This window comes from Dyadobacter sp. 22481 (genome assembly GCF_052044875.1).
In the GTDB taxonomy this organism is placed as follows: domain Bacteria; phylum Bacteroidota; class Bacteroidia; order Cytophagales; family Spirosomataceae; genus Dyadobacter; species Dyadobacter endophyticus.
Map to the genome: position 1 here is coordinate 1,771,139 of NZ_JBQENV010000001.1, position 24,251 is coordinate 1,795,389.

Genomic DNA, 24,251 nt, shown 5'->3' on the forward strand with positions numbered 1-24,251 from the left:
ACGAAATTTGCACAGCCACTCCGAACCCAATCCGGACCCGATGTTAAAAAACTATCTCAAACTGGCTTTTCGTAACCTGGTTAAAGACAAATTTTACAGCCTGATCAACATTCTCGGGCTTACCATAGGCGTGACCTGCGGCATGCTGCTGTTCCTATACGTGGTAGACGAGCTGAGCTACGACCGTTATCACAAAAAAGCATCGCAGATTTACCGGATCGTTTCCTACATCCGGGAGCCGGACAAGGTCAACAAATGGGTCAGCACACAGCCGCCCCTTGTTAAAACTTTGAAACAGGATTACCCGTTTGTAGAGAACTACGTAAGGTTTTTTTCGAACGGCCGGATGATGTTCCGCCAGGGTGAGCGCCAGTTTTATGAAGAAGACATTTACGCCGTCGATTCCACTGTTTTCGACGTTTTTACTTACAAGTTCATAGAAGGTAACCCCAAAGCATTGCAGCAGCCGGGTAGTGTAGTACTCACCCGGCGCGTTGCGGAGCGCTTTTTCGGCAAATCCCCTGCTCTGGGCCAGATTCTTCAGACCAACGACAGCACCTCGTATAAAATCACCGGCGTGATAGAGGACGTGCCTAAAAACTCTCATTTTACATTCAATGCATTAGTTTCCCTGAATCAAAACCAGCGCAATGCCGACGGCTGGGGCGGGTTTTATATCAATAGCTATTTGCTGCTATCCAAAAATGCGGACCTGAAAAAGCTGGAAGCCGGTTTCCCGGGTCTTTACGAAAAGTATATGTCCGGCATTTTCAAACGGATGGGCATTCATATTACCTACCAGATGCAGCCGCTCACAAGCATTCATTTACATTCCAAATTCGACGGCGAGTCGAATGGCGATATCGGATATGTCTACACGTTCAGTGCTGTGGCATTTTTCATGCTCCTGATTGCCAGTATCAACTATATGAACCTGGCGACGGCGCAATCGGCCCGGCGGGCGAAAGAAGTGGGATTGCGGAAAGTAATGGGCTCGCTCAAAGGTGCGCTCATCCGACAGTTCCTTACCGAATCGATTCTGATCACACTTATCTCCCTGGTGGCGAGTCTCATCCTGGTGGCTTTGCTCATGCCGTTTTTCAATAATGTTTCCGGAAAGGCGATCAGCTATATGCAGTTGCTCAGCCCGCAATTCGTGCTCATCGGATTGTCGGTCGTCGTGTTTACCGGGCTGGTCAGTGGGAGTTACCCTGCATTCTACCTGTCGTCGTTCGAACCTGCCAACGTGCTGAAAGGCACATTCAAGGCACGAGGCGGCGGTTTTTTCAGGAAAGCACTGGTGGTAACACAATTTTCGATCTCGCTGATCATGCTGATCTGCACCTGGATTGTCTACCAGCAGCTCAACTATATGCGTAACAAGGATATGGGCTACGACCGTGAGCAGGTTCTCACCATTGATTATCAGGACAACCAGCCCAAGGACAAATACAATGCATTCCGGAAAGAACTACTCGACAACCCCAATATCCAGAGCGTCGCGTCCGCGTCGGCGCCGGTCAGCAATATTGGCGGCAGGATCATTTTCACGGTCGAATCCAATACAGGAATGAAAGAAATGGGTTTCAAACCGACGGCAATCGATCACGACTATCTTAAAACAATGGGTATGAAGCTCATAGCCGGCCGGAATTTCTCAGACGAACTGCCCGCCGACACCGCCAACAGTGTGCTGATCAATGAGGCTGCTGTGAAACGGATGAACTGGAAAGAACCCATCGGCAAGAAGATTATCCTCGGTACCGTGCCAGCCGACGGTAAAAACCCGCCGCCAACGACCCAGGTAGCTGGTGTGGTGCGGGATTTTCACCAGCAGTCGCTGTACAACCCGATCGAGCCGATGATTATGGTTTACCGCAGGGCCAATGGGGTCATCCATATAAAAATCAAGACCCAAAATACAGCCCAAACCCTGGAATATATCGGCCAGAAATGGCGGCAAACCTATCCCGACAAGCTTTTCGAGTACCGTTTTCTGGACCAGGATTTTGAAAATGCCTACCATGCCGATGAGTTGCGCGGCAAGATTTGCACGACATTTTCGGGCCTCACGATCCTGATCGCCTGCCTGGGGCTCTTTGGCCTCGCCACATTCACTACCGAACAGCGCGTGAAAGAAATAGGCGTACGGAAAGTGCTGGGTGGCTCGGCGGCCAGCGTGGTGTTACTGTTGTCTAAAGATTTCACCCGCCTCGTCCTGTTCTCTTTCCCGATCGCCATTCCGGTCGCCTGGTTTGCGATGAACAAATGGTTGCAGAGTTTTCCTTACAAAGCGGACATGAGCATTTGGATTTTTATCGCCTCTTGCGTAGCAACATTACTGATATGCTGGCTCACAGTCATTTATCAATCGTTGAAAGCAGCGCTCGCCAATCCGGTGAAGTCGTTGCGCTCGGAATAAGTCTTATTGCAGCAAGAATCTCGGGTTGGTATCAAACCTAATTGAAGGGTAATCTGTTGGTGACTCAATAGGGCATCGCATGCATGCAACGAATGGGCCTTCCTCTATTGGCATCAACAGATTATGAAAAGAAATGAATCATCCTTAGGGCTGTCTGTGGTTCTGGCCGGTTTGATGTTTTCCTGCAAAGTAAGCGTCCCGGCGGAACACAATGGAAAAGCAGCTTATAACGACCTGACAACGCGTGGAGGCGACTCTGCCGCCGTGTCCGCGCGCTACATCGGCTTGGAAAATACTATCAATTTCAGGGACCTCGGCGGGTTAAGGACCAAAGATGGAAGAACCGTCCGAAAAGGTTTCATTTACCGCTCCGATAATCTTTCGAAACTAGAAACTGAGGATTTCGGCAGGTTCAATGCATTGCGCATCGCCACCGTGTACGATCTCCGTACCGACCATGAAATCGAAGGAAAAGAAGATCATTTACCTGCCAACGTACGCTATCAGCACACGCCTGTGGTGCAGGACAATGCCGGAGAAATCAAGGGTTTAAAGAAACGTGTGCTCAACGGCGAAATTACCGAACAGCAGGCCAGGGACATGACGGCCAAATTTTACGCCGACGCGGTTACTGTCAACATCGGCAGCGTGAAAAACATTTTAACACAGATCACCAGCTCCGACCAGCCGGTACTTTACCATTGTTCGGCAGGAAAAGATCGGACCGGCATTATATCCGCATTGATCCTCTCGATCCTGAACGTCGACAGGCAGTTAATCGTCGACGACTTCATGGTTTCCAATTACTACCGGCGCGCCCGAGCAGAGAAAACCCTCGGCAAGGCCAAACTCGGCCGCATTATCAAACCGAAACTGAATATGGACGCCATCGAAATCCTTTCCACCGTCGACGAAAGTTTCATCAACGCCACATTCAACGCCATCGACAGTACCTATGGCGGCATGGAGCCGTTCATTGAAAATGAACTCGGCATAAACAAAGTGGCCCGGAGAATCCTGGTAGAGAAATTGACGGAGTAAAGGCGAGTTGGGCAGCAGGGCTAATACGTCTCATACTCCAAAACCTCAGCCGCAAAACCAGTCCTCGTCCGCTTCGTCACCCAGCCTTCCGCATTGTACTCATACGCGTATGACGCGGAGGTGACATCCGAAGTGAGGTGGTTGGTTACCGTGAAATCGACGACGTTGTTATTGCTCGCGGGCAGGGTGAGGTAGCCTTCGGGGTAGAAGCTGAGCATATTCTTTTTGTCGTCGAAAGTGAGGTGTGTGGTGGTGGTGGTGAGCACGTCGCTGGCATTGTACTGCCTGATTTCCGTGATCTGGCCCGCCGAATTGAAGGTATACGTATTTGTTCCCCTGAAAAGAGAACCGTTATCCCAAAACTTCACTTCCACCACATTGGCCAAAGGATAGGTAAAATACCAGATACCCGAGGTGCAGGTTGGACCTCCCACGCAATACTTTCTGATCCTTTCGATTTTGCCGTCGGGCGCCCGCTGCACTTCATGGCCGAGGTCGTTCAACGGTGCCGGGAAGTTTTCGACGGCCTGTGCCAGCCGGTTGTCGGCCGTGAAGCCGGTGAAAGCAACGTCGTAAGGCGAAATCATCACTGTCGGTTCGAAAACCTCGGTAGCGAGCCGGTTCATCGCATCGTGCGTGTAACGGTAAGCGCCATAGCCAACCCGCTCGCGTTTAACGATCCTGACGTTCCCAGAGGGTATTTCGTGGTCTTCCAGGGTACAGCCGGCCAGGCTTGTCAATAGAAATGCAACGATTAAAATGAATTGATACTTCATGATCTTAGGACGTTTTAGATGCTGCTTTGAAATTACCAAATATGCCCAAACGCTTTTAGCGTAAAAATACGGGTATGGTTAATCCGCTTGACAGAATCGAATTGCATTCCTGGCTGGTAAAATCCAGGTGACTAAAAAAATGCTTAGTATTGCGTATGAGAAGAACAGTATTATTGGTCTTTCTGGGCACATTGCTGACCGTAACCGGGTGTATCAAACCGGAAGCGGAAAATATGGAGGCCGATATTCTGGTGATGACACTACCCGATTCCGTACTGATTTCACCGCCGTCCATTACCAATACCAGCGTTACGGCCTTCGTCAATTTCGAGAAACTCAATATAAAGGCCGTTACGCCGCAGTTCACCCTTACGGAGGGCGCCAGTATACAGCCCGCGTCCGGTACGCCCCAGGATTTTTCCAAACCTGTGACCTACACAGTCACTTCCGAAGATGGCCATTGGAAGAAGGAATACCGGGTCAGTCTGTTGCGAAACGTTGCGCCCGACAATTTCATGTTTGAAAACTGGGTGATCAATCCAGACGGCAACTATTACATACCTTATGAACTCGTCGAATCCGAGCACCAGAATATCTGGGCCTCAGGTAACAGCGGCTTTTCGCTGATTGCGCCGGAAAAACGACCCGAGGCCTACCCTACCCAACGCACTGCCGACGCCGCCCAAGGGCAATATGCCGCCTACCTCGAAACCAAGTCCACCGGCGCGCTCGGCGCAATCGTGGGCATGCCTATCGCTGCGGGAAACCTTTTTCTGGGTAGTTTCGATGGTGCAAAAGCATTAACCGCGCCGTTGGAAGCAACCATTTTCGGTATCCCATTCAATAAAAAGCCATTGCGGCTGACTGGCTCGTACAAATACGTTTCGGGAGGGCCGGTGACCGATAAAACCGGCAAGCCGGTCATACCGGCGCAACAAGACCTTTGCGATATTTATGCCGTGCTTTTCAAAGCTTCGACAGAAAAACCATTCCTGAACGGCAGCAACGTGCTCACCGACCCCAGTGTGGTTGCCATTGCTCAACTCCCATCCGGCGTAGCGACATCGGGTTCCGGCTATCAGGCATTCGACCTCACATTCAATTATAAATCTGCGGTTAACGAAGCCGACCTGTCTGCATTTGCCTACAAAATCGCCATTGTGTTTTCTTCCAGCAAGAACGGTGCGGCTTTTGAAGGAGCTGTCGGCAGCAAGTTGTATATCGACAACGTGAAGATCGTAACGCAATAGTATTTCAAAATCAGCCTGATGAAACGTCTCCACCTGTTGATCCTTTTCCTGGCCTTTGCGCTCGAAACTACGGCCCAGACCGGGAAAAAAGTTTCGCTTAATGTTCGGGCGGGCGTCTCGATCGGGGCTGCGACACCCGTGGGCATACCGGTGTCGGTCAGGAAAATAGAATCTTACAATCCGGGATTCCAGCCGACTGTGGAGGCTGGGCTGGGTTACCGGTTTTCCGCAAAATTCGGGCTTGCAACAGGACTGCGTTTTGAACAAAAAGGCATGACCACGGATGCACGCGTAAAAGCCTACTATACGACCTTCAATGAAGCGGGCAGCAACGGGAACGAATCCGTGACAGGCTATTTTACCGGACGTGTCAAAACAAAAATCAAAAACAGTTATCTCACGCTTCCCTTGCATTTAACTTATCATAACAACAGCTCATTCACGTTCAAAGCAGGTGGCTTTGTATCGCTGCTCCTCGATAACCGGTTCTCTGGCGACGCGCGCGAGGGGTACATACGCAACCAGACGCCCGTGGGCGAAAGGGAGGATATCGATGCCGCTTCGTACGATTTTTCGGACAACGTCCGACGGGTCAATGCCGGTATCGAAGTCGGTACCGACTACCGCCTGAGTTCCAACTTTTTTATTTCGGCAAACCTTAACTACGCATTAACGCCACTGATGGAGCCCGGCTTCCGGAGCATCGATTTTGGCCTGCATAATATTTACCTTAACCTGGGAATCGGATACCGGTTTCACTGAACGCTGTTTAACTTAATATGAAATCACAATTTTTGCCCGGCCTGTTGCTTACCGCACTTTTGTATTCCTGCGCAGGCAGCAAACCCGGACCTGCTTCCGGCTCCAAAGCAGTGGAAGTAGGGATAGATCTGGTCAACGTCGATGCCGACCGCGTGCGGGTTACCGTAACGCCACCCGCGCAAACCGGCGACGTTGCAACCTACAATTTCCCGAAAATCATCCCCGGCACCTACGCCATTGCCGACTACGGCAGGTATGTCCAGGATGTTCAGGCTTTTGACAAAAAGGGCAAGGCGCTACGCGTCACTCGCACCGACTCGAATACGGTCACCATTTCCCCAGCACGGAAGCTCGCCCGGATGTCCTACCTGGTCGGCGACACTTTCGACACCGAAGAGGAAAGCGATCCTTTTTCCGAAAAGAGCAAAACCATTTTCTCTCCGGCTGGAACCAATATCGAGGCCGGGAAGCATTTCCTGCTAAACATGGCCGGATTTGTCGGCTACTTTACTGGCCAAACCGAAACGCCTTACCGGATCACCGTTTCGCATCCTGAAACGCTCTATGGCACGACCGCGCTCGTGGATACCGACGCCGACACCCGCAAAGACGTGTACCAGATCCCACGCTATCCCGATGTGATCGACAACCCCGTCATGTACGCCGCGCCCGACACTTTCTCCTTCAAAGTCGATGGAATGGAGGTGCTGTTGGGCATTTACTCCCAGCGCGGCAACATCCATGCATCGGCATTGAAGCCGGACCTTGAAAAGATGATGCGCGCCCAGAAAAAATTCATGGGAAAAATCAACGATACCCCTAAATACGCGGTGCTCACTTATGTGTCGTCGGGTGCTAACGATGACGCCAAGGGCATTGGCGCGCTGGAACACAACGCTTCCACGACAGCGGTTTTCAGGGATCCTATGAAAAGCAAGGACCTGATCCACGTCATCAGCCACGAGTTCTTTCATACCATCGCGCCGTTGAAAGTGCATTCAAAGGAAATCCATTATTTCGATTTCAATGCACCTAAAATGAGTCAGCATTTATGGTTTTATGAGGGCGTTACCGAGTATTTCTCCAACCTTTTCCAGGTAAACCAGGGCCTGATCGGCGCGGACGCATTCTATGATATGATGGCCAAAAAAGTAGAACAGTCGCACTCCTACTCCGATAGCCTTTCTTTTACCGAAATGAGCCGCAATATCCTCGACCCCAAGTTAAAATCCCAATACCCGAATGTGTATGAGAAGGGCGCGCTCATTGCCATGTGTCTCGATATTGTGATCCGTGAAAAAACCCAGGGCCAGCGCGGCCTCCTGTGGCTCATGGGCGAATTATCTCAAAAATACGGCCCTCAAAAGCCCTTCGACGACGCCGAGCTGATCCCGGTCATTACACAGATAGCCGGCCCGGAAGCAGGCGCATTTCTCGATAAACATGTGGTAATGGGCGAACCTATCCGTTACGAGGACTTTGTGGGTAAGGTAGGCCTCAAAAAGCAGACCATACCGTTCCCCGAGCCGATCGTTTTTCTTCGGAACGATGTCATTTACATTAAACCCGATGCCTCGCGTACTCACGTACTCGCCCATGAGGCCGACAATCAGAACGAATTTTACAAAAGTCTGGGCATCCAGGACAACGATATTTTCGTGGAATTCAATGGGATTCCCGTCGATCCGAAAAACCTGATGGCGCTCGTCTACCTCGGTTACGACCTCGATGAAGGAAGCCCTATCACCGTTAAAGTGAACCGGAATGGTAGGGATACAGAGCTGAAAGGTACCGTGAAACTCAATTACAAGGACGGTGACGGTTTCCGGTTCGGCGACGATTCCAAAAAAGCACTAAACGAGGCCTGGCTGAAAAACTAGCCAATGACTTGCCGTTAGCCCGTGTGCGCGTGACGTTACAGGATCTCAATATATCCTTCCGTCCCGTGCACACGTATTTTTTGGCCATCCCGGATCAGCCGGGTAGCATTATCAACCCCTACAACAGCAGGCAAGCCGTACTCGCGTGCGATCACCGCCCCGTGGGTCATCAATCCGCCCACTTCGGTGACAAGGCCTTTGATCGAAACGAATAACGGCGTCCAGCTCGGGTCGGTAAATGCGGTTACCAGAATATCGCCCGGTTCCAGGTCCGCGTCTTCCATATTCAGGACCACACGCGCCCGCCCCTCTACAATGCCCGCCGAAACCGCCAGGCCGCCAATGGCGCCCTCGGGCAGATTTTCATGGCTATGCTTACCTCTGATGACTTCGCCATCGGAGGTCATCACGCGGGGCGGGGTTAGTTTTTCAAAGTACCTAAATGCCTCTTTTCGCTGATTAATAATATGATAATCTGCCTTTTGAGCACGAATCACCTCGCGTATTTCTTCCAATCCGAGATAGTAGATATCTTCTTTTTCACGAATGACGTTTGCATTCACAAGCCGCCCGGCTTCCTGCATCAACGCTTTCTTATATTCAAAATACCTCCTTATAATGGCATATTTGGGATATTCCCGGTAACCAGCCAGGCTGCGCAGCAGCCCGATCATCCGCTTCGTCTCCTCCGCTTTTTGCTCACCGTCAGGCAATTGCCTGAGCCTGTTTAATAGCTCGGTCTCTTTTTCGGCGGCTTCCTGTCTCCCCTGCTCGAATTTCAGCTTGCCGGCGCCGGGCTCCTGGTGTCGGATATTACCGAGGATCATCGGAATAAGGATAGCAGGCTTTTCGCTCCAACGCGTTCTCGTGATATCGATCTCCCCCGCACAGCGCATGCCATATTTGGCCAGAAACGCGTGGATCGCCTTCGAAGCTTCTGCTCCCCCATTCAGCACCGTCATCCCGTCCGGAAAATTGTCGCCACCGGCATCCAGCAAATAGTTAACGACTTCCGGATGAGGCCGGATCGCATCCGCTACATCCAGCAGCTCCAAACCCATTTCCGATGTCACATTGTTCGGAACGGACTGCGAAAGCGTGTCGGCGACATTTTTCTCTCCCAGCCATTCATTCATTTTTTCATTGATCCAAAAAGCGGCATTCATGGCCGTCACGATCACGCCAAAACTTTGCGGGTCGGCCTGGCTCTTCCTTTGCTGAAAATCGTCCAGGATAAAATCGATCACGTCCGTTCCCGATTTCGTCCGGATGTTTTCGCTTAACACTGCGAGGGAAGCTTCGCTGCGCCCGATCAACTCATGCACAATGGAAGGATCGTAGGCATCGAGGGTGAAAAAATCATGCGCCGGCGGCCCCTGGGCTGGTTGGCGCTGGTCCGGTTCGCCGGGGCCCGGCCCACCAGTAATGTCTTTGACAAAGTCTCCCCGTTCCAAAAGTTCGGTCACTGCCACCCTGACGAGCGGATCGGACTTTCCAAGGACGTCCAGCACCACTTTTCTCCCCGCAGGTGAGAGCAGGTCCTGTGCGACGTCCACAAAAATTCGTCCACCCGCAGTAGCCATCGGCCGGGGCGACGTCAGCTGCCACGTCGACAATCCCAACGGCTTCATCGCGTCGGTCATCATCTGCTGGTGACCTACCGATACGTAAATGTGATTTTCCTCGTCATTTGCCTCCGGCACAGGGTATAAAGTTGTAATCGGACGGCTCTGCACGATGTAAAACTCATTTTCGGCCAGGCACCATTCGATATCCTGTGGGTGCCCGAAATGCGCCTCGATCTTCCTGCCGATTTGTTCAAGTTGTAAAATCTGCCCGTCGGTCAGCGTTTGAAGCTCTTGCTCTTCCGGCACGATGTCCGCTTCGTACGTACCGCCGTCGCGCAATGCGTAAATCGCGAGTTTTTTGGCAGCAACCTTTTTCTCTATGATCCCACCATCGCGTACTTTGTAAACATCCGCATTCACCAGGCCGGAAACCAGCGCTTCCCCCAAACCAAAGCTGGCATCGATGGATGTCACCTTCCTGTTGGCGGTCACCGGGTCGGCTGTAAACATAATTCCCGATGCCTGCGGAAAAACCATCCGCTGAACCACGACAGCCAGGCTCACCTGGCTGTGATCGAAACCATTTTGAATGCGGTATGCGATCGCCCGGTCGGTAAACAGCGATGCCCAGCATTTGCGGATGTGTTCCAATATGGCATCGCGCCCGATCACGTTCAAATATGTATCCTGCTGACCGGCAAATGAGGCGCCGGGTAAATCCTCTGCCGTCGCGCTCGACCGCACGGCATATGCATGATCTTCTCCAAGCTTCGCAACATAACGAAAGACTTCATCATGAATAGCCAACGGCACCCCGGCCGTTTCTATCGCCCCGCGGATCTCGCGTCCGAGCGCGGCAATCTCATTTCTGTCCGCAACCGTCAAAAGTGCCAGCCGTTCCAGCAAGCCGCCTATTCTAGCCTTTCCCGCAACCTGCCGAAAGGCTTCTGTAATGACGCAAAAGCCATCGGGCACATGAATACCACCAATCCCGGCGAGCTCTCCCAGGTTCGCACCTTTCCCTCCGGCCACCGCTGTCGCCGCCTTGTCAATCTCCTGAAAACCAATAGCGTAAGTCCCCATTTTACGATTGTTTAGTATTGAGTTTGCTGGTTGTTTCATTCATTATTTCAGTCGCTTTCAAAAAGTAGCTTTCAATAACAGCCAGCTCCTCCTCTGAAAACGACGCCATTACCTGCTCCGACTTGCTCCGGAATTCCTTGTAAAGCGGTTCGAAAACCGCCATAATCTTTTCGGTATTCGGTTCCACGATCACCTTTCGCCGGTCGCCGTTGCCAAATCGCCGTCTCACCAGATCTTTCTGCTCAAACCGGTCGATCAAACCCGTAACGGCACCGGTAGTCAGGCCTGTCAGTGCCGAAAGTTCACCGGCTGTCATCTGTCCTTTCTGAATGATAAAGCCCAGGTACTTGTGATCGGTACCCGAAAGACCTGCCTTCCGTCCAATGGCTTCGTGCATCTGGATGGAGTCGAATGCATACTGCTGGCTGAGTTTTCTCAGCCGGTCGAGCGTTTCTTGGTTCATATTATCTTTGTTTCTAAATATCTTAGTTGCAAAGATATTTTATTTAAACGGAATGTCAAGCTTTTACCTTTTTATTCCTGAAAAAAATCCCCGTCAGGGTGAGCTGGCGGGGATTGCAAAGAAGCGGTTTATCGTACTGACGTTACTATTCTGCTCTCAACGATACTGCCGGGTTAATTAATGCCGCCTTAATGCTCTGGAAACTGATCGTACACAGCGTGATGGCCATGGCTCCCAGGCCTGTCGCGGCAAAAATCCACCAGGAAGGCTCGATGCGGTAGGTGTACTTTTCCAGCCATTGGCTCAACAGGTAATAGGCGATGGGCGTAGCAAGCCCGAAGGCGATCGTGACGAGCATAATAAATTCGTTCGACAGCAGTTTCCAGACATTGAATACCGATGCGCCGAGCACTTTCCGAACCCCGATTTCGCTCGTACGCTGCTCGGCTATGAAGGACGACAGACCGAAAAGCCCCAGGCAGGATATCATAATGGCCAGTACAGCGAAGAAATAGGCCAGTTTACCCACCCGTTCCTCGGCGGCGAATTTCAACGCATAATCCTCATCAGCGAACTTGTATTCGAAAGGTGCGAGCGGGATAAGCCTTTTGAATACAGCTTCAATGTGTGGCAAAGCTTCGCTGATGCTCATAGCAGGGTTGATCCGGATATGCATCCAGTTTGGTCCCCCGTGCGCTTTGATCATGAAAACCGTCGGGTACGTAGGTTCGTAGGGCGATTCCATGACCACGTCCCTGATCACACCCAGGATACGGTAATGCATGACGGGCCGCTCCTGGAATTTCCAGCTTACCGCTTCGCCGACCGGGTCTTTAAGGCCCATATACTTCACCGCGGCCTCGTTGACAACCATGCCCGACGAATCGGAGGCCAGCGTTTCGGAGAAGTCCCTGCCCTGTACAAACTGCCAGCCGACGGTCCGGCCATATTCGGAACTGACCATCAGCGTGCCGAAACTTTCATCCGCGGCCGGCGATCCGGCGACCCGGCTTTTTCCCCGCCATTCGAACCCGCCGTTGCCCGACAATACTTCTGTGACTTTCCCCATGGATTCGGCGATGTCCGTTACCGCGCCGGTACGCCGTAGTTCGTCTTTAAGCAGTTCGTGTTTGCCGTAGAAATCCCCCGACTTCATTTCCACCATCAGGAGTCCTTCGCGCGTGTAGCCGGCAGGCCGGTTTTTCGCAAACTGGATCTGGCGGAATACGATAATGGTGCCGATCACCAGCGTTACCGATACGGTGAATTGCAGCACCACGAGCACTTTCCGGGGGATCGAAGCAAAACGTCCTGCCCGGAATGTACCTTTCAAAACCTTCACAGGCTGGAACGACGACAGGTACAATGCCGGATAACCTCCCGCAAGTATGCCTGTGACGGCAATAAATCCCAGACTTATAGCCCAGAAACCCCCGTTCGTCCAGGGAATCAACATCTGCTTGGCAGCCAGATCGTTGAACCACGGGAGTGCGAGTGAGACGGCCCAAAGAGACAGCAGGAATGCAAGGATCACCACCACAAATGATTCACTGAAAAACTGGTTGACCAGCTGCGCCCTCACCGACCCGATCGATTTGCGGATGCCGACTTCCTTCGCCCGTTTTTCGGAGCGGGCAGTAGAGAGGTTCATAAAATTGATACAAGCGAGCAAAAGCACGAATGCGCCGATGATGCTGATCAGCCACACCATTTGCAGCGGGCCTTCATCCGGCTGGCCACGTTTGAAATTGTGCAAATGCCAGTCGCGCATCGGCAGCAGGAATACCTCCGGTTTGTTTTTGGCTTCATCGGGAAATCCTACCAGGTTTTTCATTTCCGCATTTTTAATATGCCCAGAAAGCTGCTCGAAATCGGCGTCGGGGCGAAGCTCGACATAAATTTTCATGAAATGGTTCTGCCAGTCGGTCATCGCACGCTCCCCGATCCACGGATTATCGAGTTCCCAAAGTGCAAACGGCGCCAGGAACCTGACCTTGTTGAATTGCGTGTTTTGCGGAAGATCCTCGTACACACCCGTGACCGTCACATCCAGCTTGTTGCTGATCTTCAGGGCGCGGTTCACCGGATCGACATCCCCGAACAATGCTAGCGCGGTCGATTTGGAAAGCATGACCGAATGCGGGTCGCGCAGGCCGGCACGGGTACCGTACACCATACGCAGCGTAAGCATTTCGGGCGCCTCCGGATCCATGAACAACCCCGAACGTGAAATCTTGTTTTCTCCGGCAGACAGCACATAATCGACGTCCCACGAAGCCGCTACAATATGTTTGAAATGCTCCTTGTAATTAGTTTTCAGCTCCGTCATCAGCGGGTATTGCACAGAAGAGTTGATCCCCACCCCGTGTTCCCCGAACTCCCGCGAGCGTACCTGCGCAATGCGTGCGTAGTTTTCATGGTAGGTATTGAACGAAAGCTCGTCATAGACCCACAGCCCGATGAGCATGGCCACCGCCATACCAGCAGCAAGCCCGCCGATGTTGATGAATGAATAGGCCCGGTTCCGAGCCAACTGGCGAAACGCGACTTTCAGGTAGTTACTTAGCATGGTTCGAAGCAGTTTAGGGAAAGGTCAGGTGTTGTCAAGAGTAGTCAGGAATAGTCATATATCGTCAGAAATAGCCAGGGTCGACTTCCTATATTTCCAGAAAAAAGCGCGCCCGCCCTGTAAAAAGGTCATTCTTATTACCTGAGGCTTATTTTTCACCAAACCCTGCACCACTACTGTCCAAATTCGGACAACGTACGTACGCCTGTGAACTATTGAACGACCGCTGGCCGCCGACCGCCGACGCCGAATCCTGATCGGCATTAGTCAGGAAACCTTATTCGCCTGTACCTACAAAACAAATCCATGGTCTATGGTCGGCGGTCGGCATCGCCAAAGCCCCTCCCAAAAAATCCCAAAAAAAATAAAAATTTCACAAAACGATCGAGGGTAGTGCAGCTGCAAAATACTCTTATCAATAACCTACTTACATGACTTGTATGAACCAGAAGTATTCCGTTGAAAATAAGACTGGTGCGAGTGAAACCGCGGGCCCGGCATCCGATTTCCCGGAGGTCAGAAAGCTGTCGGCAGACTTCGTCGATTCGGAATTGTTTATCAAACAGGCATTCGCAACCGACCCCGGCCGGGGATATGAGTTGCTTTTCAAACGCTACTACAAGCAATTGTGCAGCCATGCCGTACGGTTTGTATATGCACGCGACGTAGCCGAGGATATCGTGGTGGAAGTGTTCAGCCAGTTCTGGTCGAAGCAGTTGCATACGGCGGTTACTACTTCATACCGGTCCTACCTGTTCACCACGGTACGGCATGCGGCGTTTCATCATATGCGAAAAAACTTTGGCAAAGAAGCGGTTACCGAAGAACTTCATGACCTACCAGTAGCCACCCCGGCCAGTTCGCCTCAACAGGAACTGCAATTCCAGGAGCTCGTATTAAAAATCGAACAGGTGATCAGGTCATTATCGCCCCAAAACCAGAAGGTATTCCTCATGAGCCGGTTTGAAGGGAAACGGAACGCCACCATTGCCGAAGAGCTGGGAATTTCGGTCAAAACCGTCGAGGGACACATTACCAAGGGATTGTCGATCCTGCGGAAGGCATTGCAGAACCACGGGCTGCTCTCACTGATCCAGATTTTACTCCTATTCGTCTGACGGCCTGGCGCCATCGGATATATGTCAACACTGAATTCAACGAAGTATGAAGAAATCACTTCTCTCCAAACAGATCATCCAGAACTTCTTCGAAGGGAAAACCACCCGGATGCAGAACATTCTGATCCAGGAATGGCTGGAAAGCCCTGCCCACCGCGAGCTGTATTTTCAATGGCTGGATGAATGGGAAACCGAAAACCCCCAGTACACACCGGATGTGGAGCGGGGTTACCAACGTTCATTGCATACCGTTCAAGGAAATGCGGAGGGCCCGGGCGCAGGCACGTACCCGCTGCAAGAGGGCGCCGGCACGTGGCGGGGAAGGATTTTCGTAGTCAAATGGGCAGCAGCGGCTTCGGTGGCATTAATAATGGGTGCCTGGCTGCTCTCCGATTTCTGGTTGTATAAACAATATGAAACCGGCTACGGCGAGATCCGGACGGTGGTGCTACCCGACAGCAGCCGGGTGACATTGAATGCCAATTCCACCCTCAGTATCCCGCGTTTCGGTTTTGGGGGCGGTACCCGGGAAGTTAAATTAAAAGGCGAAGCCGAATTTGCGGTGAAACACACCACCGACCACAGCAAGTTCATCGTACGCACGCCCGACAAGCTGGAAGTCAGGGTCTTAGGAACAGAGTTTATCGTATACAGCCGCGAGCGCGGTTCTAAAGTGGTGCTCAGCCAGGGGAGCGTGCAATTGCGTTCACTCAATGAGCTGAACCCCAAGCCCATGCTGATGAAACCCGGCGATGTGGCCACTATGTCGACGCAGGGGACGCTGACCCTGAAACACAGCGCGAGCCTTTCGGCGCACCAGGCCTGGAAACAGCGCTTGTTTATGTTCGAAAACACGCCGGTTTCAGAGATTGCCTACCAGATCAGCGAGCATTTCGGCGTGAACGTGGTCGTGACCGACTCCACGCTGGCCCGTCGCACCATAGGCGGCACATTCAATGCCAGCGACCCGGCCAATGTGCTGAAAGTCCTTTCCGACGTTCTCAATGCTCGAGTTACCCACTCGCCCCCGGGCGAAGACGGGGCCGAGACCTTCGTGATCGACTCGAATCATTTGTAATTCCTTAATCATTCATAATCATGACGAAACTATTACACGTTAAAGTTCTGGTAACCTTAATGGTGGGATGCCTGTTGGATGGCGCCCCGATTAAAGCCCAGCTCATGGCCCAGAACCGCCCGCCAAAAACCAATACGGTAACCACGATAATCCCGGGAAGCCGGATCGCGCTGCGGGATGCACTGATGCAGGTTAAGAAACAATACAAAGTCGATATCCTTTTCGAGGAAAAACTGCTGGAAGGCCTCTTCGTTGCGCCGGCGCAGGTCCAGGCGGGGCAGACGATCGAGACCAAACTCAACAATATCCTACCCTCGGGCCTGCGGTACAAGAAGGTCAGCAAACAAACTTACCTGATCCTGACAACTGCTGACGAAACCAAGCCGGGCGCACACCAGATAGAGCCAATCACTCCGGAAGATGCTCCGGCCACGCAGCAAAACTATACCATGTCGATCCAGAGCATTAACTCCACTTTGGAACTAACCCGGAAAACAGCCGACAGGACCGTGTCCGGCGTTGTGAAAGGCGACGGCGGCGAATTGCTCCCGGGGGTAAGCGTGCTCATCAAAGGCACCACACGCGGCAGTACCACCGATGTGGGCGGCAAATACAGCATTGCCCTCAGCGACGATCCCACGGCAGAAGTGACGCTGGTATTCTCCTATGTGGGCTACCAGAACCAGGAGGTGACCGTGGGCAGCCGCTCCACGATCGACATTACCCTGGCGCCGGACCTGAAAAGCCTTGAAGAAGTGGTGGTGGTCGGTTACGGCACCCAAAAACGCGAACAGATCACCAGTGCCATTGCCAGCGTCAAATCCGAGGATTTTGTCAAAGGTCCGGTACAGGATGCCGCCCAGCTCATTCGCGGAAAAGTAGCCGGGTTGAGCGTCATCACTCCCAGCGGCGACCCCACCGCCATTGCTCAAATCACATTGCGGGGTAACGCCACCATCAATGCCAGTTCGGAGCCGCTCGTGCTCATCGATGGTGTGCCCGGAGGCCTGAACACCGTCGCGCCGGAAGACATCGAGTCCATCGACGTGCTGAAAGACGGTTCCGCTGCCGCCATTTACGGAACACGTGGTACCAACGGGGTGATACTCATTACCACCCGAAAAGTGAAAGGCGAAACACCTGCCACGCTCGAAGTGAACTCCTATTTCACGACCCAGAGGCTCACCCGCCGGCTCGATTTCATGGACGTAAACCAGTACCGAGCATTGGCCGCCCAGGGCAAACCCGGCGCCATCGATTATGGCCACAGTACCAACTGGCTCGAAGCCGTCACCCAGAAACCGCTTTCGCAGGTCCACAATATCAGTCTCCGGGGCGGCTCGCGCACGACCAATTACATTGTAAGCATGGAATACCGCCGGCTGAATGGCATCATGAAGAAATCGGATAATACCACGGTATTTCCGCGCATCGAGGTCAACCATTCGATGTTCAACGGGTTGTTGAAGATCAATGCAAACCTGAGCGGTTACCAACAGAAATACTTCTCCGTCGACGGCGGCCCCTATTCCGGCCTCGTTTACCGCAATGCGCTTACATTCAACCCCACTGAGCCATTGAAGGACGAAAACGGCAAATGGACGGAGCGCACCGACAAAACGGATTACATGAACCCGGTAGCATTAATAGAAGAATCGAACGGCCTGAACCGCAACAACAACCTCCGCACGTATGGTACGATTTCACTCGCACCGGTGGAAGGGCTGGAAATCAAGGCATTGTTTGCGCGGGATATGTTCAACAGCACGCGCGGTTATTATGAAACCAAAAACCACTACTCCACCAGCCGCAATGGCCGTAATGGCTTCGCGTCACGCGGTGCCACCCGCTCGCAGGACGATCTCTTCGAATTTACGGCCAACTATAACAAAACCCTTCATGACCACAATTTCGTAATCCTGGCCGGTCACACGTGGCGGCGGTACAACACCGAGAACTATTGGATGCAGAACTGGGATTTCCCCACCGACAATTTTTCCTACAACAACATCAACGCCGGACTCGCATTACGCCGCGGGCAGGCCCCGGAGTTGTCGGAGCAGTCGGAGAATAAACTGATCAGCTATTTTTTCAGGGTTAATTACAGTTTCATGAATAAATACCTGCTCTCGGCCAGTATCCGTCACGAAGGCTCCTCGCGCTTCGGAGCTAATCACAAATGGGGAAGCTTTCCCGCATTTTCTGTCGGCTGGAATTTGAAAAGGGAGACATTTCTGGAAAATTCGAATACTATTTCGAACTTGAAACTCCGGGCGGGATACGGCGTAACCGGTACGGAACCCGGCAGTTCTTATATTTCTTTGAACAAAATCAATTTCAATACTAATGTGCTGATCAATGGCCAGTGGGTGCAGGCTATCAACCCGTCGAACAACGCCAACCCCGATCTCCGCTGGGAACGTAAGGAAGAGGTGAACGTGGGGATCGACTACGGCTTCCAGAATGAGCGCCTGTCCGGCTCCATCGACCTCTACCGCCGCACTACCCGCGACCTGATCGCCAACTTTCCGGTACCTACCCCGCCCTATTTGTACAGTACCATCACCGCCAATGCGGCTTCGATGGAAAACAAGGGTATCGAGGTCCAGGTGAATGCGATCCCCCTGCAAACCGCCGCATTTCGCTGGACCACTTCCGTCAATTTCTCGACCAATGCGAACAAGATCCTTTCGTTATCGAACGACAAGTTTGCATTAGCCAGCGGCTATTTCGATACCGGCAACACCGGCGAGCCTATTCAGCAAACCACACACCGCGTCCAGGTAGGTCAGCCACTCGGTAATTTCTGGGGTTTCAAAACCATCGATATCGACGAAACCGGCCACTGGATCATCGAAGGCAAAAACGGCGAGCCGAAACCCATCGCTCAGCAACAGGCCGACGACAAGCAGATCATCGGCAACGGCTTGCCCAAGCGCTATTTGAACTGGAATAACACATTGACCTACAAAAACTTCGACCTGAACATTACCATGCGCGGCGCATTCGGTTTCCAGATTTTGAATATGACCGAGATGTTCTGGAGTGCGCCCGTCATGCTCACCCGCGGCAACCTGCGCGCAAACGCCTACGACCCGATCTATGGCAAACGCCCGCTCGCCGACGACCAGTCGCTGAACTACGTGAGCTATTACATCGAGAATGGCAACTACTGGAAGATCGACAACATCACGGCGGGCTACAACCTCCGTTTGAAAAACAAATACCTCCGGCATGCGCGCATTTACCTGGCGGTGGCCAACCTCTATACCACCACCGGTTACAAGGGTATCGATCCGGAAGTTGGAATCAGCGGCCTGTTCCCGGGTATCGACGACAAGAACCGCTACCCTGCCACTACCAGCTTCACCGCAGGCGCCTCGCTGACACTCTAGTTTTTATTCAAACCCAAAAAACTATTTACAATGAAGCCATTGAAACCATATATAGGAACAGCGCTTTTGCTGATGATCGCCGCGAGCGGCTGCAACAACGACCTGACCGAGAAAATCTATTCCGAAGTGACGGAGGATACCTATAACTATTCCAATGCGTACCAGGCCATGAGCATCGGCTACGCTACCATGCGAGGCCTTATTTCGCACACGCACTGGTATATGGCGCAGGAATCGACCGCCGACGGCATTGTGATGCCCGCCAATGCATCGGGCTGGGACGATGGCGGGATTTATAAGCGCATGCACCTGCACACGTGGAATTCCGAAAACCCGCAGATCAGCAGCATGTGGAACACCTTCTATTCAGGGGTGATTAATGCCAACCGGCTGATCGACCAGCTATCGAACAACAAAATCACAATCCCGGCGGGCGTCACCCAAGAGGCGCTGATTTCCGAAATGCGCGCGGTAAGGGCGTTTTTCTACTGGATGATCTGCGACAACTTCGGCGAGGCACCGCTCATCACCGACCGCTCCGAGGAACTGCCCGAAAAAACCGGTAGAAAGGAAATTTACCAGTTCATCGTGAAGGAATTAACCGAATCCATCCCGAACCTGAGTGAAGAAAGAAACACGCTGCTGTATGCACGTTTCAACAAATGGGCAGCCAAAACGCTCCTTGCGAACGTGTACCTGAACGCCGGCATTTATGCCGGAGACACCAAATGGGAAGAATGCCTCACGCAATGCAACGACGTCATCGCCTCGGGTAAATACCAGTTAGAAACCAGCCTGTCGGCGCCTTTTGTTACCGAAAATCAAAATTCGGCAGAGATCGTGTTCGCAATTCCCTTTGAAGAAAACCTGGCCGGCGGGTTCAGCGCGCACATGTTTTCGTGGCATGCTTCGCTGAAAAACAAGGTCAATATGCTGGCAACACCCTGGGGCGCGGGCTCGGCGAAAGGTGTGCCGCAGTTTATCAATACCTACGACGCCGACGACCAGCGCCTGAAAGCGACCTGGATGACCGGTCCGCAGTTTGCAGCCGACGGCGTGACGCCATTAAAAGGCTCCTACGACCAGGCCGGCAAGAATGTGGTACTCACCAACGAGCTCCCCGATGGCCTGTACACAGGCGAAGCACAGGGCTACCGGATGAATAAATTCGAAGTAAAAACCCAGGCGCAGGGAAGCCTGGGCAACGATTTCCCGGTGTTCCGCTATGCGCAGGTGCTCATGATGAAAGCCGAATGCCTGCTGCGTACGGGCAAGGCCAGTGACGCCGCTACCGTGGTGTCGCAGGTGCGCGCACGAGCGTTCGCGACAAAACCTGCCAAAGCGACGGTTACCGGCGCCGACCTACAAAAAGGAAGTAGTTACCAATATGGTTATGTCGAAAATTATAAAGTGGTGGATCCCGGCAATGCGGCCGCGGTGCAGTACGGCAGGATGCTCGACGAGCTGGGTTGGGAATTTGCGTGGGAAGGCTTCCGCCGCCGCGATATGATCCGTTTCGGCGTGTATACTACCAAAAGTTGGCTGTCTCACAAGCCCACCGGCGCATTCAGGGCCGTATTCCCGATCCCGCAAATCGCCATTAACTCTAACCCGAAACTGAAACAAAATCCTGATTATAACTGATATATGAAGCGAGTGCTGACTGGATGTGTATTGTTTTTTGCTGCGGGCTTTGGTTTAGCCGGCGAAGCGTTTGCCCAATCGGTCGGCAGCGCGGCCGGCGGCCGAACCAAAGTACCGCAACAGGTAATGCAAAAGATTTTCGAAGAAGTCAAAACCCCATACAAATACGGCATTGTCGTCCCCCAGCCCGACAGCGGCCGGATGGTCGACAGCCCGACGGTGTTCCGGAAAGGCGGCGTCTGGTATATGACCTACATTATTTTCGATGGAAAAGGTTATGAAACCTGGCTTTCCAAAAGCGATAACCTGCTGCAATGGACGCATCTGGGAAAAATCATGTCGTTCACCGAAAATACCTGGGATGCCACGCAGAAAGCGGGTTACGTGGCACTGGTCGATACCGAATGGGGAGGCAGTTACGAAGTAGAAAAGTATAAAAATAAGGATTGGGTTTCCTACCTCGGCGGTTCGGAGAAAGGCTACGAGGCAGGCCGTTTAGGCATCGGCATTGCCAACAGCACTGATTTAACCAAACCCAAAGAAGTAACCCGGGTTCCGCAGCCCGTACTTTCGGCGATTGATAAAGACGCGCGCTGGTACGACGATAAAACCATTTACAAAAGCCTGGTAATCCGCGACAAAGCCCGCAAAACCGGCCATCCGTTTGTGATGTTTTATAATGCCAAAGGTGAGAAAGGCGACGACAAGGGCAATGGTTTCGAAAGCATCGCCCTGGCTGTTTCCGACGATATGGAGCATTGGAAACGCCTCGGCGACAAGCCATTGATCACACGCAATACCGGCATTTGCGGCGACGCGCAGATCGCCAAAATCGGCGATGTGTACGTCATGTTCTATTTCGGGGCATTCTGGAAACCGGGCGCATTCGAACGCTTCGCCTGCTCCTACGACCTGCAAAACTGGACCGACTGGTCCGGCCCCGACCTGATTTCCTCCACCGAGCCCTACGACAAAACCTACGCCCACAAGCCCTGGGTAGTCAAATGGAACGGCGTGGTATACCATTTTTACAATGCAGTAGGCGAAAACGGTCGCGTAATCGCATTAGCCACCTCCGAAGATTTAAGCAACGAAAACAAGCCCTGACAAAACCTGACCATGGACCACCGATTTCTTGATTCAACATCCCTGACCACACCTGACAATACCCAACTAAAACCGACCAATGAAAAAACTCCTATTCTCCCTTTTGCTAATCGCTTCCCTGCCGGCCACTGCCCAAAAGGAAGCCACCTACACCCCCGCCAAGTCCCCGCTAAGAAGCAACCCATACAGCGAGCTGCCATTAGGCGCCGTTAAGCCCCAAGGCTGGCTCAAAGAAATGCTCGTTCGCCAGAAAAACGGCTCCACCGGCAAACTCGACGAACTTTACCCGCTCGTAATGGGCAAACGCAATGGCTGGTTGGGGGGTGACGGCGACCAATGGGAACGCGGTCCCTACTGGATTGACGGACTGCTCCCGCTCGCATATATCCTCGACGACAAAGAACTTATCGCCAAAACCAAACCTTGGGTAGAATGGGCCATTTCGAGCCAACAACCGGACGGTTATTTTGGCCCCTCCAAAGATTACGGCCACGAGCCCGGCGTGCAGCGCGACAACAGCCGCGACTGGTGGCCCAAAATGGTGATGCTTAAAATTTTGAAACAATACTATTCCGCCACCGGCGACAAGCGGGTCGTTACCTTAATGACCAATTATTTCAAATACCAGCTTAAAGAACTGCCCTCTAAGCCGCTCGATAACTGGACATTCTGGGCAAGGTACCGCGGTGCTGATAATCTGGCTGTGGTGTACTGGCTCTACAACATCACCGGCGACAAGTTCCTGCTCGATCTCGGCAATCTCATCCACCTGCAAACTTTCGATTACACGAATGCATTCCTGAATACCGACTTGCTTTCCACGCGCGGCAGCATTCACTGTGTAAACCTCGCGCAGGGGATCAAAGCACCGCTGATCTATTTCCAGCATCACCCGGAACAAAAATACCTCGACGCCACCCAGAAAGGTTTCGCCGACCTCCGCAAGTTCAACGGCATGGCCCATGGGCTGTACGGCGGTGACGAAGCATTGCACGGAAACGATCCGACGCAAGGTTCCGAACTTTGCTCCGCCGTAGAAATGATGTTCTCCCTCGAAAGCATCCTCGAAATCACCGGCGACGTAGGCTATGCCGATATGCTCGAAAAAGTGGCATTCAATGCATTACCGACGCAGCATTCCGACGATTTCATGACCCGCCAGTATTTCCAGCAGGCCAACCAGGTGATGATGACCCGGCACCACCGTAATTTTGACGTGAACCACGGTGGTACCGATGTGTGCATGGGCCTGCTCACGGGTTATCCGTGCTGTACTTCCAACATGCACCAGGGATGGCCGAAATTTGTCCAAAACCTCTGGTATGCCACCGCCGACAAGGGCATTGCAGCTCTGGCCTATTCGGCCAGCGAGGCGACTATTAAGCTTGCGGAAGGTGTAAATGTGGCGGTGAAGGAAGAGACTTCCTACCCTTTTGAGGAAACCATTAAATTCACGCTAAATCCTTCTGCCAAAGCGGTATTCCCTTTCCATTTGCGGATTCCGGCCTGGTGTAAAAAGGGTGCTGTCAAAGTGAATGGTAAGCTCTGGCTCGAACCGGACGGCAACCAGGTCGTGAAACTGACACGCGAGTGGGAAAAAGGCGATGTGGTGGAACTGACTTTGCCCATGCATATTTTCAAAAATACCTGGGTTGAAAACTCGATTTCCGTCGAGCGCGGGCCGCTAACCTATGCATTGAAAGTGAGAGAAACCTCCAAACTGGTGAAAAACGATAAGGATCCTATCGATTACGGCTCGTCCTACACCGAAGTGCGTCCAACTACGCCCTGGAATTATGGATTAATACTAACACCGGACAACAAGCTGGAAGAGCAATACAAATGGGAAGCAGCGAAACCGGTTTCAAATTATCCGTGGAATCCCGAGAATGCCCCGTTGCAGATCAGGACCAAAGCACGCCGCATTCCGTCGTGGGGATTGTACAACGAAATGGCCGGCCCGATTCCGTACAGCGTCACCTACCAGCTCGAAACCGAGGACAAGGAGGAAGACATCGTGCTGATCCCATATGGTTGCACCAATCTCCGGATTTCACAGTTTCCGGTTATCCGTAAAAAGTAGTTTCTTTTGATT

At 52.4% G+C, this 24,251-nt stretch carries 15 protein-coding genes; 11 read left to right on the forward strand and 4 right to left on the reverse strand.

What is annotated here, in order from left to right; all coding sequences use genetic code 11:
- The first annotated feature begins 40 nt into the window (after positions 1 to 40).
- Positions 41 to 2,422: an ABC transporter permease gene (locus ACTJJJ_RS06845; protein WP_426294331.1), complete on the forward strand. Its 2,382-nt coding sequence runs from the start codon at positions 41 to 43 to the stop codon at positions 2,420 to 2,422.
- 123 nt (positions 2,423 to 2,545) lie between these two features.
- A complete protein-coding gene (locus ACTJJJ_RS06850) occupies positions 2,546 to 3,463 on the forward strand; it encodes a tyrosine-protein phosphatase (protein ID WP_188929337.1) in 918 nt (305 codons plus the stop codon).
- Positions 3,464 to 3,483: 20 nt separating this feature from the next.
- Here ACTJJJ_RS06850 and ACTJJJ_RS06855 read toward each other — a convergent pair whose 3' ends face one another.
- On the reverse strand, positions 3,484 to 4,239 hold the full coding sequence (locus ACTJJJ_RS06855; RefSeq protein WP_188929335.1) for a hypothetical protein: 756 nt from the start codon (positions 4,237 to 4,239) through the stop codon (positions 3,484 to 3,486).
- Between the two features lie 155 nt (positions 4,240 to 4,394).
- Here ACTJJJ_RS06855 and ACTJJJ_RS06860 point away from each other — a divergent pair, with 155 nt between their 5' ends.
- Genes ACTJJJ_RS06860 through ACTJJJ_RS06870 form a run of 3 tightly spaced genes read left to right on the forward strand, consistent with a single transcriptional unit; the run spans position 4,395 to position 8,131 of the window.
- Positions 4,395 to 5,489 (forward strand): PCMD domain-containing protein, encoded by a 1,095-nt coding sequence (locus ACTJJJ_RS06860; protein ID WP_188929333.1) that lies wholly within the window; start codon positions 4,395 to 4,397, stop codon positions 5,487 to 5,489.
- A gap of 18 nt (positions 5,490 to 5,507) precedes the next feature.
- A complete protein-coding gene (locus tag ACTJJJ_RS06865) occupies positions 5,508 to 6,251 on the forward strand; it encodes a porin family protein (RefSeq protein WP_188929327.1) in 744 nt (247 codons plus the stop codon).
- A 17-nt stretch (positions 6,252 to 6,268) separates the two neighbouring features.
- Positions 6,269 to 8,131, forward strand: coding sequence for a M61 family metallopeptidase (locus ACTJJJ_RS06870; RefSeq protein ID WP_426294330.1), 1,863 nt, complete (start codon positions 6,269 to 6,271; stop codon positions 8,129 to 8,131).
- A gap of 35 nt (positions 8,132 to 8,166) precedes the next feature.
- Here the strand turns inward: ACTJJJ_RS06870 and ppsA are convergent, their stop codons facing one another.
- The 3 genes from ppsA to ACTJJJ_RS06885 all read right to left on the reverse strand — a co-directional run bounded on the left by ppsA (position 8,167) and on the right by ACTJJJ_RS06885 (position 13,814).
- Entirely contained in the window at positions 8,167 to 10,782 is a 2,616-nt protein-coding gene (gene ppsA, locus ACTJJJ_RS06875) for a phosphoenolpyruvate synthase (RefSeq protein ID WP_426294329.1), read from the reverse strand.
- Between the two features lies 1 nt (position 10,783).
- Positions 10,784 to 11,245: a MarR family winged helix-turn-helix transcriptional regulator gene (locus tag ACTJJJ_RS06880; protein WP_188929321.1), complete on the reverse strand. Its 462-nt coding sequence runs from the start codon at positions 11,243 to 11,245 to the stop codon at positions 10,784 to 10,786.
- Between the two features lie 145 nt (positions 11,246 to 11,390).
- Positions 11,391 to 13,814 carry an ABC transporter permease gene (locus tag ACTJJJ_RS06885; protein WP_188929319.1) on the reverse strand — a complete coding sequence of 808 codons (2,424 nt, stop codon included), beginning with the start codon at positions 13,812 to 13,814 and terminating at the stop codon, positions 11,391 to 11,393.
- A 440-nt stretch (positions 13,815 to 14,254) separates the two neighbouring features.
- Here ACTJJJ_RS06885 and ACTJJJ_RS06890 point away from each other — a divergent pair, with 440 nt between their 5' ends.
- From ACTJJJ_RS06890 to ACTJJJ_RS06915, 6 genes are all read left to right on the forward strand, one after another.
- On the forward strand, positions 14,255 to 14,932 hold the full coding sequence (locus tag ACTJJJ_RS06890) for an RNA polymerase sigma-70 factor (RefSeq protein WP_188929318.1): 678 nt from the start codon (positions 14,255 to 14,257) through the stop codon (positions 14,930 to 14,932).
- A gap of 46 nt (positions 14,933 to 14,978) precedes the next feature.
- Positions 14,979 to 16,010, forward strand: coding sequence for a FecR family protein (locus ACTJJJ_RS06895; RefSeq protein WP_426294328.1), 1,032 nt, complete (start codon positions 14,979 to 14,981; stop codon positions 16,008 to 16,010).
- 20 nt (positions 16,011 to 16,030) lie between these two features.
- Entirely contained in the window at positions 16,031 to 19,405 is a 3,375-nt protein-coding gene (locus ACTJJJ_RS06900; RefSeq protein ID WP_426294327.1) for a SusC/RagA family TonB-linked outer membrane protein, read from the forward strand.
- 30 nt (positions 19,406 to 19,435) lie between these two features.
- Positions 19,436 to 21,049 (forward strand): RagB/SusD family nutrient uptake outer membrane protein, encoded by a 1,614-nt coding sequence (locus ACTJJJ_RS06905; RefSeq protein WP_426294326.1) that lies wholly within the window; start codon positions 19,436 to 19,438, stop codon positions 21,047 to 21,049.
- Positions 21,050 to 21,052: 3 nt separating this feature from the next.
- The gene (locus tag ACTJJJ_RS06910) at positions 21,053 to 22,156 is read left to right on the forward strand and encodes a glycosylase (protein ID WP_426294325.1); all 1,104 of its coding nucleotides are present in this window, start codon (positions 21,053 to 21,055) and stop codon (positions 22,154 to 22,156) included.
- A gap of 79 nt (positions 22,157 to 22,235) precedes the next feature.
- Positions 22,236 to 24,239: a beta-L-arabinofuranosidase domain-containing protein gene (locus ACTJJJ_RS06915; protein WP_426294324.1), complete on the forward strand. Its 2,004-nt coding sequence runs from the start codon at positions 22,236 to 22,238 to the stop codon at positions 24,237 to 24,239.
- Positions 24,240 to 24,251 lie beyond the last annotated feature (12 nt).

Coding starts and splice junctions, on each gene's coding strand:
- ppsA (WP_426294329.1), bottom strand. CDS start 10,782: ATGGGGACTTACGCTATTGGTTTTCAGGAGATTGACAAGGCGGCGACA.
- ACTJJJ_RS06850 (WP_188929337.1), top strand. CDS start 2,546: ATGAAAAGAAATGAATCATCCTTAGGGCTGTCTGTGGTTCTGGCCGGT.
- ACTJJJ_RS06880 (WP_188929321.1), bottom strand. CDS start 11,245: ATGAACCAAGAAACGCTCGACCGGCTGAGAAAACTCAGCCAGCAGTAT.
- ACTJJJ_RS06870 (WP_426294330.1), top strand. CDS start 6,269: ATGAAATCACAATTTTTGCCCGGCCTGTTGCTTACCGCACTTTTGTAT.
- ACTJJJ_RS06910 (WP_426294325.1), top strand. CDS start 21,053: ATGAAGCGAGTGCTGACTGGATGTGTATTGTTTTTTGCTGCGGGCTTT.
- ACTJJJ_RS06900 (WP_426294327.1), top strand. CDS start 16,031: ATGACGAAACTATTACACGTTAAAGTTCTGGTAACCTTAATGGTGGGA.
- ACTJJJ_RS06915 (WP_426294324.1), top strand. CDS start 22,236: ATGAAAAAACTCCTATTCTCCCTTTTGCTAATCGCTTCCCTGCCGGCC.
- ACTJJJ_RS06895 (WP_426294328.1), top strand. CDS start 14,979: ATGAAGAAATCACTTCTCTCCAAACAGATCATCCAGAACTTCTTCGAA.
- ACTJJJ_RS06885 (WP_188929319.1), bottom strand. CDS start 13,814: ATGCTAAGTAACTACCTGAAAGTCGCGTTTCGCCAGTTGGCTCGGAAC.
- ACTJJJ_RS06905 (WP_426294326.1), top strand. CDS start 19,436: ATGAAGCCATTGAAACCATATATAGGAACAGCGCTTTTGCTGATGATC.
- ACTJJJ_RS06855 (WP_188929335.1), bottom strand. CDS start 4,239: ATGAAGTATCAATTCATTTTAATCGTTGCATTTCTATTGACAAGCCTG.
- ACTJJJ_RS06890 (WP_188929318.1), top strand. CDS start 14,255: ATGAACCAGAAGTATTCCGTTGAAAATAAGACTGGTGCGAGTGAAACC.
- ACTJJJ_RS06860 (WP_188929333.1), top strand. CDS start 4,395: ATGAGAAGAACAGTATTATTGGTCTTTCTGGGCACATTGCTGACCGTA.
- ACTJJJ_RS06845 (WP_426294331.1), top strand. CDS start 41: ATGTTAAAAAACTATCTCAAACTGGCTTTTCGTAACCTGGTTAAAGAC.
- ACTJJJ_RS06865 (WP_188929327.1), top strand. CDS start 5,508: ATGAAACGTCTCCACCTGTTGATCCTTTTCCTGGCCTTTGCGCTCGAA.